Genomic DNA, 10,782 nt, shown 5'->3' with positions numbered 1-10,782 from the left:
CAATAAAGGGGGCTAATTCATACTCTGGAAACGTTCCAATTTTAGGCGCGAAGAGAGGGAAGGCGCGGACAAGCGCGCTAAAAAATTGAAATTTAGGCGCTATTTCAGGTGTCAGCTGACCCGGCAAAGCAACGAGGAAATGTGACAACTTGCATCAATTCGGTATCTCAGGTTACTAATCGCAATCGGGCGGAACCTAAACCGATTCCGACTCGCGCATTTTAACAGTTTTTTGGAGATCGCACCCGGCCCAGAAAAGAAAAACCGCTCCCGAAAGATCCGGAAGCGGTCTGCAGTTCGAAAATATAAGCAAGATCGTTCTCGCAGACCTCCCCTCCGATGTCAATAATCAAAACACCTTTTCGGTGAACGGCGGAGCTTTGTCTGGCCTCTGACAGGAGACGGACGATGGGGGAACCCACACAACACAAGCGGCCGACAGGTCGCAGAATGACGAAGGAGCGAGCCGACTTCCGGCGACTGGCGCAGTCAACCGAAGTCGGAACGGTGACGCGTGGTCAGCTTGCAGTACTTGCCAAGAACCTGATGACAGTCGGGATGATCACAACTGCAGAATACGCATTGCTGGAAGCCATCGTAACGACCGCCAAGGCTGACGCCTTCGATAAAGGAGGGCGCCCGATCGTCTACAAGTCGAACAGGCAGCTTGGCTATGACATCAACAAGTCACCGGGACGCATAAGCCGTATTCTCTCGCGTTTGTACGACCNCATCGTAACGACCGCCAAGGCTGACGCCTTCGATAAAGGAGGGCGCCCGATCGTCTACAAGTCGAACAGGCAGCTTGGCTATGACATCAACAAGTCACCGGGACGCATAAGCCGTATTCTCTCGCGTTTGTACGACCTCGGCCTCGTCACCATGCAGGACAGCGCGAATTTCAAGCGCTACCCGATCCGTGATGGCGAAGGAGATATTGCCGACGCTTGCGGCATTGATCTACGTGTCCTGATCGCTCGGCACCATGAACTTGATCAGCTGGTGCGCCAGAAGCGGGAAGAGATTCGAGTTCGCGACAACGCAGCGCGTCGCTTCCGAGACGCTCTACGTGCCGCGAGGTATGCTCTCGTGTCCTCAACCGAACGAGGCGAAGTCATTCTCGGGCGGATCGGCTCCCGTGTTGAGAAGATCGCGGCCTTCATCGGATCAGCCAGGCACGCACCGGCCCAAGTCCTCCGGAAGGCAACAATGCTTTTGGAGTGGCTTGCCGACCGACTGCGCAACGTGAATCGGACCCCGCGAACCTCCGACATAGATGCAAATATGACATGCACGGATGTCGAAAACGACATCCACATACAGATTACAACCCCGAAACTTTTTGAAGCTCGTAATGATGATCGGCGTTCGGCTGACGCCGAACAAGTCAGTTCGTTAGAGGCTGGCTCCGCCAGCAAGAGGGCTTTTGAAGAAAGCCTGAGGCGCCGTTTGAGCCAAAGCAACAGGCAAAAGCACCCGCAGCCGTCACTTGTGGCGCTGGAAGATGTGTGGAGGGCTACGCCAAGCCTTGCCGAATATGGCTACAAGCCGCCGCGCAGCTGGGCGGACCTGGACCGGATTGCCCCCAAGCTTTGCCGCATCGCCGGTGTGTCTGAGGACGCGCGCCAGCGGGCCGTGGACCGAATGGGGCAGCAGGCGGCAGTTGTTGCGATTGCTCTGACGTTTGAGAAATACACGCGGGCCGAGATCAGCTCGCCGGGCGGGTATTTGCGGGCTATGACCGACCGCGCCGCGAGCGGAGACCTTCATCTTAACCGCTCCGTCTTTGGGCTGGCAGCCCGCAACTCGATGGAGGCACACTCGTGATAGGAAATCGCTTGGTTGGAGCCGCGCTGGCCGCGCTTTTGTTCACCGCGTCTTCTGCAGCGGCCGACTATTCAGGCCGGGCGCGAGTGATCGACGGTGACACCTTCAGCATTCGCCAACAGAGGATCCGTATCGCGGCCATTGACGCCTGTGAGCGGGATCAGACTGGCTCCAAAAACGGTGTGATATGGAATTGCGGGATTGAGGCACGTCGCTTCCTCGCCCGCATGATCGATGGCAAGCATGTCCGCTGCGTTGAAGTCGATCGAGACCAGTACAAACGCCTTGTCGGCCAGTGCTTCATCGACAACTCGGATATTGGCCTTGAAATGGTGAAGGCGGGCCAAGCCAGCCTCTTGTTGCGGTATCTGCCAAGATCCCATCCGATCGACCTGGACCAGTATCGCCGCGCCGAGGCAAGAGCCCGGCAGCTAGGCCAAGGCTTGTGGGGCGCTCAGGTTGAATCACCCTCCTCCTATCGCCGCAGCCATTCCGGCAACTGAACGACTGGCGGCGCTGATATGGGCAACAGATGGCGAGATCTCATGTTTTGGTGGAACTCTTGGTTACCCCAGCCTCTTGTTTCAGGCTGCTGGTTCGGCTGCATTCAGCACAATCCCGCCCTTGACCTGTGCCGATGTCCCATTTTTCGAGGTGACGTATTGCTGCAAGCGCTCAGGCCACACACCTCCAAAGTGGTTGCTCTTGATGCCCGTTCGCACGGCGACGCGGTTGGCGCAAAGCCGTTCGTCTCCAAATTTTCCCCGCCTTCAGCTTCCTCGCGAAACAAAATTTGTCCCCGTCCAGCCTCCTTCGCTGCGCTCCGGCCTACGGTGCGCACCGCTTTTCGCCGTGCCTTATGAACGATCATCGCAACCACCATAGAGGAGTGATTAACATGAGCATGACCAACTTCATCCAGTTCGACAAAGACGACATCGACAATGCCAAAGGAACCGGCCTCATCTCCACCATCGACCGGGACCTGGACATCAAGGTTACACCTTTCGACTCCACCAACGAAAAGGCTCCGACGCATCGCGTCTATGCCAAGTCACCTCGCGGCCACGACATCGAAGTTGGCGGCATCTGGAAGAAGACCAGCGGAGAAGGGAAGCCGTACTACACCCTCTCCATCAAGCGCCTCGGCTTCAACGCCAACTTGGGCCGCTACCCCGGCCAAGATGACGTGGCACTGCAGGCCATCATCGAATGGGAACCCCGCGATTGATCGCTCTGGGAGCCCGATCTCCGATCGGGCTCCCCCCATAAAAGAGCCGCTTGGTCCGCATTCGCTGGATATTCGGCTCTTTTTGTGCTAAGTTGAACAGTAACTGGAGGCTCTGCCAATGAACGTTCATGCCCCTCGCCCCGATCGCTCTCCGGAAGCTGTTGCAGCACGGAAGAAGGCTTCAGATCAGGCACGCGCTGCGAATATGCGGCAGGGTTACACCGGTGACCCGGTCTTGGAAGAAGCGAAGGCCCGCTACGTCGCTGGGGACATCACTTCCGAGGAAATGCGCCAAGAGATGCTGGCCCGATTCAAGCGGCCTTGATCATCACCTAGACATTTATAGCGGCCGCCTGTGAACTCAGGCGGCCTTTTGCATGAGGTTTCGCTTGGCCCGCGATGATGAAGCCAAAGGCTCCTACACCTATCCCAACACGTCAGGGGATGAGGATTACAAGGATGTTCTGAAGAACAAGCTCAATATCAGGAGCTATTCAGAACTGCGCGAAGCCGAGTACGCGATTACGGACTCAAGGATTACGGAGCTGGCCGAGGGAAAAGGCCCTACCGGTAATTACGACGCAGCGCATCTGAAGGCTCTGCACGGCTACATCTTTCAAGATATCTATGAATGGGCAGGACACACGCGCAATGAAAGTCCTGTCGTCGATGGGCATCGGGTAGAGCCGGTAGGCGGGCTTTCGAAGGGCGATACGACTTTCCTCCCCGGCTCGCGCATCGAAATGGGTCTCAACGAGGCGCTGAGGCCTGCTAGAGACGTTCAGGGCTTGCGAGCCGCCACACCCGAGCAATTCGCCGAGAAGGCCGCTCACGTCCTATCTGAGTTGAACTATGTTCATGCCTTTCGCGAAGGCAATGGAAGGGCAAACGAAGCTCTGGTGGTCTCATTGGGCCGCACCTATGGGCATGATATCGATCTGACCGTCATCACCAAACCTCGCATGATCGAGGCATCCATTGAGACCACGAATGATCCGTCCAGTCCGGCGATGAAGCACCTCATCCAGGATGCAATGGATCCTAACCGCCGCGAGGCGATCCGCAGTGCCATGTCCGATCTTGAGCAGGCTGGCGAGAAACCGTTCGAGCACAATATCCGCACGGCCCGCCAGGGCGAAGTGATCGAAGGCCAGGTTCTCGGCCATGACAATCGAGTAGCGAGCCTCATGACCGAAAAGGGGATTGTGGCCGTAGATCGTGCTGATCTCCCCGAGCAAATACCTGCTGACGACGAGGAAGTTAGGTTCACCGCAAGATCTGATTTCAAGACTCTGGGTCGGCCGGAACAGGTCCAAGATGCCCATTCGCAGCCAGGTCAGCAAAAGGCCCAAGAGCCTCAGTCGCAGCACATCAATGCCGAGCTTAAGGCTATCGAAGCGCAGCAGCTTGCCGATCGCCAGCGAAACCGCGACCAAGACGACCGAGAGCGCTGATCTGCGGCCCTGTCGCTGCAGTGAGGGCCCGTATCGTCGGCCGGGGTGCCTACGCTCAGCGCCCTCTCCTGTCCGTTGGATGGTTTGACGGACAAACTACGATAGCCCCTCACCCATTCAACCGCTTGCGCGGTCCTACACTCCGTTGCGGCCCTACGGGTGCATGGGCTCGTTTCGCTATCTTCGGATCTTTGCCGTCAACCAACGAACAGGAGACGGCAATGCAGAGCGTAAAGGACACCTACCAGCGGATCACCGACACCATCATCCAGCAGCTCGAGGCCGGCACCAAGCCTTGGATTCGGCCATGGCGCGGAAATGTTCGCAGGTCGGCTACGCCGCTGCGTGCCTCCGGCGAAGCCTATCGCGGCATCAACGTGGTCATGCTTTGGCTCTCCGGGCAACTCGCCGGCTACGACGAAAACACATGGATGACTTACCGGCAGGCTCAGGAGCTTGGCGCTCAGGTCCGCAAGGGCGAACAAGGAACCCTCGTCGTCAAGTACGGCACCTTCACGCCGAAGGATCAGGAGGCGGACGATCGCGCAGTCCCCTATCTCAAGGGCTACGCTGTCTTCAACGTCGAGCAGATCGATAACCTGCCTGACCGCTTCAAGAGCCCGGCCGATGATGTGCCAATGGATGCCGTTCCAGTCCTCGAAAACGTCGAATCCTTCATAGATCGGACTGGCGCGAAGATCACCTACGGCGGCAAGCAGGCTTGTTATCGCCCTGGTCTCGATGACATTCTGATTCCGGATCGGGGGCGGTTCCTCAGCGAGATTCACCTTTACAGCACTGTTCTTCATGAAATTTCTCATTGGAGTGGTGCAAAGGCACGTTTGGGCCGTGACCTGAGTGGGCGGTTCGGCAGTGAGGCCTACGCCATGGAGGAGCTTGTTGCCGAGATCTCAGCCGCGTTCGTCTGCGCCGATCTTGGTATCGAGCATGATCCGCGAGACAACACCGCGACTTACGTTGAAAACTGGCTCAAGGTGCTCAAGCAGGATTCACGTGCAGTAATCACTGCCGCCGCAAAGGCTCAGGCAGTCGCTGACTATCTGCGACAGTTCAGCTCTTCTACAGGGTAGGGCCCCTGGCATAACTGTCGGGCCTCATGCGCATCGACCCAAAACTTTACAATTGTAAAGTCGGGCATCCTTGATGCGTATCGACCAAAAACTTTACAACTGTAAAGTCGGGCACCTCGATGCGTTAACTTCTTGTTAACGAAAAACGCCTTGAAGAATCGGAGTCAGTCTGGCATCTCTGACGGAAATGATCTCGTAAAGTGGTCAGAACCGTCAAGAGGATTGAATGTTGCAGCCAGCTTCTCAGAGCGTCAGAGACACTGCGTCGAAGATCGGGGTTTACACCTCGAAACTCTCTGCGGAGCTGAACGATATGCGTGAGGCTGTCTATCCACCCTCTGCGCAGAAAACATTTGGCCGGACATTCTCAACCCTGGACCTGGTGCGGTTACTCAAGGTTCCGGAAAGTACTCTTCGCCAGTTGACGCTGGAAGGGAAGGGGCCTTTGCCCGAGCGTGCAGAAAACAATAGGCGAACCTACACGATAGAACAGGTCAAGGAACTGAGGGCATTCTTGGCCGAACTTCGTCCGGACGAAGCTGGCGAACTGCTCCCGCATCGTCGCAAAGGGGAAAAGCTTCAGGTAATTGCTACGGCCAATTTTAAAGGTGGTAGCTCCAAGACAACCACTTCTATCCATCTCGCACATTTTCTAGGGCTTCAGGGTTATCGGGTCCTGTGTCTGGATCTTGATCCGCAAGCATCGATGACTGCGCTATTTGGTATTCAGCCCGAGTTCGATCTCGGCGAGAACCAGACAGCCTATGCAGCCATTCGATATGACAATGAGAGGCGGCCGCTCGCTGAAGTGATCCGGCCAACCTATTTCCCGGGTGTCGATCTAGTTCCTGGAAATCTGGAGCTAATGGATTTTGAGTTTGATACCCCATCCTATCTGACCTCGAAAACCAGAGATGACTTGGGTTTGTTTTTCGAGCGGTTAAGCAGCGCCCTGGCCCGTGTCGATGATCGATACGATATCGTGATCATCGACACCCCACCGTCCCTTGGATACTCGACGCTCGCCGCTCTTTACGCAGCCACGTCCTTAATCATTACCGTTCATCCGGCGATGCTCGACGTTGCATCGTGCAATCAGTTCCTGATCATGATCTCCGATCTATCGGAAGTTCTGGGGCAGTTTGGAGCTAAATTTGAGCATGACTTTTTCCGTTTCCTGCTCACTCGCGTGAACCCGAATGACGGGCCCCAGAAGTACATGTCTGGAGTCATGCGCCGGTTGTTTGGTGATGATGTACTCGTTGCGGAGGCGCTCGAATCGACGGCAATCGCCGGTGCAGCGGTAGCGAAGAAGACCCTATACGAGCTTGAGTCGGGCGAGGTCGGTCGTGAAGCGTTGAAGCGTGCAATTGAGAGCGCTGATCGAGTTAACTCCGAAATCCTCGACCTCGTTCACAAAGTTTGGGGGCGTAGCACATGAAGAAAAGCATCCTTCAGCGAATGGCGGCCGCCGAAAACCGGACAGAATCTACTGTGGTGTCGGACGCGTCTGACAAGCACTCGCTGGCGCGGCGGCACTCTTCACCTGTCATTTCCAATGTGGGTCGAGCACTGACACAGCTCACCGAAGATAGTGTCATTTCACTCGATCCTGACCGTATCGACCGCTCCCCCTATAGAGATCGCTTTGGCAACGACGAAGATGCGGCCAAAGAGCTCGAGGCGCTTAAGGTTTCTATCGCAAGCGAAGGCCAAAAAATTCCGGTTCTCGTTCGGCCGCATCCGACGAAACCGGATCATTATCAGCTTGCCTACGGGTACCGTCGATGGGCGGCGATCAAGGCCATAATGACAGAAGCGGATCGACCGGAGACCATAAAGATTCGAGCGTATGTTCGAGAGCTTTCCGATCGGCAATTGATTGAAGAGCAATCGCTTGAGAATGGTGTTCGGGAAAACCTGACCTGGATCGAGCAGGCAATGTGGGCAGTACAGCTCAAAAGTGCTGGCCTTTCCCATCGCGCCATGTGCCCAATCTTGGGAACTTCAGAAGCGGCAATATCGCATCTGTTTCGAGTGACGGAGGCGGTTCCCGAAGACATCATTCTTGCGATCGGTAGAGCAAAAGGAGTTGGTCGACCGAAATGGACCGCATTTGCCGAGTTGCTGAAAGATCCGAGCAGCGCAGCACGTGTTCGCAAGATAATCAACACGGTCGAGTTTCGAGGCGCTGACAGCTCCAGCCGTATTGCCCAAGCGATACGAGCTGCAAGTGCTGCAGCCGACAAAGTGACTGCGGAACCAACTGAAGAGATTGTTGACTTCGCCGTGGGTGACCGAGTTTTTGGCCGCATGAAGAGTAATTCGGCTGGAACTACGGTCTCAATCCCGAAGCAGGAACGCGCTTTCGCGCGCTGGCTGGCGGACCGAATGCCTGATCTTCTAAACGAATACAACAATCATTCCGATCCAACTCACCAAGAGGTGTGATCGAGACACTCGTTAATTGGTCAAGAGGAGAGACCGCGACAAAAGAAAAAGGCCCCCAAAACGTTTCCGTCATGGAAGCCTCTCTCAATTCCTAGCAAGATCGAGAATCGCATTTCCATGAATCCCAGTCAAGAGTCTTTGGCATCGTTTTGGTGAGCGGATTTCTTTTGCCTGAAGAAAGGTGAAGGAATATGCAGACGGGAAATGTGACGACGCCCTTTGGGCGGCGGCCGGCTGTGCTTGCTCTTGTAAAGAGGCAGCTCCAGACGTCCGAGACGAAACCAAACCGCCCGGTCGACAAATGGAAAGTGTTTCGCGACGCCTGTGAGGCCCGTGAACGCCTTGGCCTCCAGGACAGGGCGCTGACTGTGCTGGACGCATTGCTGACGTTTTATCCAGAGAGCGAGCTCAACTGCGATAGTGGATTGGTGGTCTTTCCATCCAATGCCCAGCTGTCTGTCAGAGCGCACGGCATTACCGGAACGACCTTGCGGCGGCATTTGGCTGCCTTGGTCGACGCCGGGCTCATCCAGCGCAAGGATAGTCCGAACGGCAAGCGCTACGCTCACCGTGACAAGGGTGGCGATATCGAGCAGGCCTTTGGATTCGATCTTTCTCCACTTTTGGCTCGCGCTGCGGAACTTGCAGCACTGGCACAGGAAGTCGCTGCTGAGCGCCTGCAGTTCAGACGAACTAAAGAGGCGCTGACTATCTGCCGGCGTGATGTACGCAAGCTAATTTCCGCCGCGATGGAGGAGGGGGCTGACGGCGACTGGGAAGCCATCGAAGACATGTATGTCGGCATTGTCAGCCGACTTCCCCGCAATCCTGACCGTCGCCAGGTGGAGGCAATCCTCGACGAGATGCAGCTTTTGCGCACCGAAATCCTCAACCTTCTGGAAAATCAGTTAGATTCTCAAAATATGGACGGCAATGCTGTTCAAAATGGCTGCCACATACAGAATTCAAAACCCGAATCCATCTATGAACTTGAACCTAGCTCTGGAAAAGAGCAGGGCGGAGCCGTCGTGCTGGAAGTAGCACCCAAAGCGGTTGCTCAGCCGTTTGCAAAGCCGGAACAGATGAAGGCGTTCCCGCTGTCGATGGTCCTGAAAGCCTGCCCGCAGATTTCGGACTACGGGCCCGGCGGCACGATCTCCCATTGGCGCGAGCTGATGGGCGCCGCGGTGGTGGTACGATCAATGCTTGGTGTTAGCCCGTCGGCTTACCAGGAGGCTTGCGAGGTGATGGGGCCGGAGAACGCGGCGGTTGCCATGGCTGCAATCTTGGAGAGGGCAGGGCATATCAATTCGGCAGGTGGATATCTCCGCGATCTCACGCGCCGGGCGAGGGTAGGGGAGTTCGGACTGGGACCGATGCTGATGTCGCTGATGCGTGCAAATGCGAACAGCGATCGGAAAACGGGGTGAGGGACGACGCGTTCCTAAATGGCCATCACTTGACGGCCCTTTCCGTTCTTCAATCGTCTGTCGGGGTATCGACCTTGGATGATTTTCGACCTGGTGGCCGGCCAGGGGGACGGCCTTTCCTGCTGACTCTCGCCGCTTTTCTAGTCAGTCGTTGGCGTTCGGCCTCAGCTTTTGCTTCGGCCTCCGCTTCCGCTTTTTGCCGAGCTTCAAGAACATCCTTAGGCGTCAGTTGGCCAACTATACCGATCAAACTGCGTATGGTGTCATGCGGGAGGTCATGAATGAGTCTGAAGAGTTCAACCCGATCATCGGCCTCTTCAGGATTTTTACCGTAGAGATGAGGTGCTGCGGCATGAATCATCTGCATCGGCAGGAACCCAAGGAGCTCGGAAAGGTGAATCATTCGAGAGACGGTCAGTCGCGAAATGTTCAGTTCGTAGCGGCTGTAGACCACTCGAGCGAGACCAGCCAGGGTCGCGAAATCACTCTGGGTCAGACCAGTTTTCGCGCGTTCGTCGAGTAGGAATGCGGAAAGTTTTGCGTCGATCTCGCCGAAGCTGACTATGCCGTCGAATCCCTCCTTGCGGTACAAGGGTCTCTGGAAATCTGGATCTGTAGTCTCAACCAGTTCCCTTGATTTGATATAGTCGGATAGATTCCGCACAGTCGGTATTCCCTCAGTCCCCAAATCCGCCTGTGGCAGATATCACGCACCATAACGTGCCATTAAGGCACTGTCATCCTGCGCGCCAGTTACAAAGCCCTAACAAAAGTGGGGGGAATGAATGCCAGGATGCTGATCTCCTCGATATAAAATCCGCAACTCAGGGCGCGTTGTCCATCACCTCAAGATCCAGTGGGAGCATTCTTGTTCACGGCTTTCGCAGCGATCAGGTTCCAGCTGTGGGCGCTGGATTGAAAAACGCCTTCGACCGTTCTTTCTTCGGAGATCCAGCTAAGCTTCACGCGCATTTCGCATGCCAATGAAAGCTGGTCGATGCTGATGCACCTTGTGATCAAAATCTCAGACTTCGGCCCAAATGTCTCAAAGTCCCACATCGCAAACCGGAACAGCTCCCGTTTCGCGTGTTCGTTGGTTGGCCAATCAGCTTGTTTGACCGGCTCGGCTGGAGAAGAACCAATAACAGGCATAGTCCTCTTTATGGACTGAATGTCGATCCCTGCCTTCTCCGCTGCTTCAGGGTTGATCAAGAAGCCAAGGGTGGTGCCCACGGCCACCCCGGCCAGAAATCGAAGGTCGAGGATCAATAACCATTATCCTTCAGGAACTGGTCGAT

At 55.8% G+C, this 10,782-nt stretch carries 11 protein-coding genes; 9 read left to right on the top strand and 2 right to left on the bottom strand.

All coding sequences use genetic code 11. The annotated features are described in order from the left end of the window. Window positions 1-408 precede the first annotated feature (408 nt). The 9 genes from repC (ACM6UT_RS22770) (at window position 409) to repC (ACM6UT_RS22730) (ending at window position 9,484) form a co-directional block, all read left to right on the top strand. Entirely contained in the window at window positions 409-1,827 is a 1,419-nt protein-coding gene (gene repC, locus ACM6UT_RS22770; RefSeq protein WP_416799573.1) for a plasmid replication protein RepC, read from the top strand. An 11-nt stretch (window positions 1,828-1,838) separates the two neighbouring features. Beyond that, a complete protein-coding gene (locus tag ACM6UT_RS22765; RefSeq protein ID WP_416799572.1) occupies window positions 1,839-2,330 on the top strand; it encodes a thermonuclease family protein in 492 nt (163 codons plus the stop codon). Between the two features lie 395 nt (window positions 2,331-2,725). Further along, window positions 2,726-3,058 (top strand): DUF736 family protein, encoded by a 333-nt coding sequence (locus ACM6UT_RS22760; protein WP_102022171.1) that lies wholly within the window; start codon window positions 2,726-2,728, stop codon window positions 3,056-3,058. A 118-nt stretch (window positions 3,059-3,176) separates the two neighbouring features. Beyond that, the gene (locus ACM6UT_RS22755) at window positions 3,177-3,383 is read left to right on the top strand and encodes an antitoxin VbhA family protein (RefSeq protein ID WP_102022172.1); all 207 of its coding nucleotides are present in this window, start codon (window positions 3,177-3,179) and stop codon (window positions 3,381-3,383) included. Window positions 3,384-3,447: 64 nt separating this feature from the next. Beyond that, on the top strand, window positions 3,448-4,512 hold the full coding sequence (locus tag ACM6UT_RS22750; protein ID WP_416799571.1) for a Fic/DOC family protein: 1,065 nt from the start codon (window positions 3,448-3,450) through the stop codon (window positions 4,510-4,512). Window positions 4,513-4,733: 221 nt separating this feature from the next. Further along, a complete protein-coding gene (locus tag ACM6UT_RS22745) occupies window positions 4,734-5,603 on the top strand; it encodes an ArdC family protein (protein WP_230175104.1) in 870 nt (289 codons plus the stop codon). Between the two features lie 226 nt (window positions 5,604-5,829). Continuing rightward, the gene (gene repA, locus ACM6UT_RS22740) at window positions 5,830-7,044 is read left to right on the top strand and encodes a plasmid partitioning protein RepA (RefSeq protein ID WP_102022175.1); all 1,215 of its coding nucleotides are present in this window, start codon (window positions 5,830-5,832) and stop codon (window positions 7,042-7,044) included. Then, window positions 7,041-8,054: a plasmid partitioning protein RepB gene (gene repB / locus ACM6UT_RS22735; RefSeq protein ID WP_115672734.1), complete on the top strand. Its 1,014-nt coding sequence runs from the start codon at window positions 7,041-7,043 to the stop codon at window positions 8,052-8,054. Before repA ends, repB begins: the two co-directional genes overlap by 4 nt. Before the next feature lie 191 nt (window positions 8,055-8,245). Then, window positions 8,246-9,484: a plasmid replication protein RepC gene (gene repC / locus ACM6UT_RS22730; RefSeq protein WP_416799570.1), complete on the top strand. Its 1,239-nt coding sequence runs from the start codon at window positions 8,246-8,248 to the stop codon at window positions 9,482-9,484. Window positions 9,485-9,533: 49 nt separating this feature from the next. On the opposite strand, the gene ACM6UT_RS22725 is transcribed toward repC (ACM6UT_RS22730), so the two are convergent. Together ACM6UT_RS22725 and ACM6UT_RS22720 are read right to left on the bottom strand one after the other, a co-directional pair. Further along, entirely contained in the window at window positions 9,534-10,148 is a 615-nt protein-coding gene (locus ACM6UT_RS22725; RefSeq protein WP_230175101.1) for a helix-turn-helix domain-containing protein, read from the bottom strand. A 182-nt stretch (window positions 10,149-10,330) separates the two neighbouring features. Beyond that, complete coding sequence (locus ACM6UT_RS22720) at window positions 10,331-10,753, bottom strand: hypothetical protein (RefSeq protein WP_416799569.1); 423 nt, start codon at window positions 10,751-10,753, stop codon at window positions 10,331-10,333. Between the last annotated feature and the right edge of the window lie 29 nt (window positions 10,754-10,782).

This window comes from Ciceribacter azotifigens (assembly GCF_048159625.1).
GTDB classification, from domain to species: Bacteria; Pseudomonadota; Alphaproteobacteria; order Rhizobiales; family Rhizobiaceae; genus Allorhizobium; species Allorhizobium azotifigens.
This window is presented reverse-complemented; position numbering and strand designations above follow the sequence as displayed.

Bases quoted from the DNA above. Each gene is read 5' to 3' on its own strand.
- ACM6UT_RS22760 (WP_102022171.1), top strand. From the start codon at position 2,726: ATGAGCATGACCAACTTCATCCAGTTCGACAAAGACGACATCGACAAT.
- ACM6UT_RS22755 (WP_102022172.1), top strand. From the start codon at position 3,177: ATGAACGTTCATGCCCCTCGCCCCGATCGCTCTCCGGAAGCTGTTGCA.
- ACM6UT_RS22745 (WP_230175104.1), top strand. From the start codon at position 4,734: ATGCAGAGCGTAAAGGACACCTACCAGCGGATCACCGACACCATCATC.
- repA (WP_102022175.1), top strand. From the start codon at position 5,830: ATGTTGCAGCCAGCTTCTCAGAGCGTCAGAGACACTGCGTCGAAGATC.
- repB (WP_115672734.1), top strand. From the start codon at position 7,041: ATGAAGAAAAGCATCCTTCAGCGAATGGCGGCCGCCGAAAACCGGACA.
- repC (WP_416799570.1), top strand. From the start codon at position 8,246: ATGCAGACGGGAAATGTGACGACGCCCTTTGGGCGGCGGCCGGCTGTG.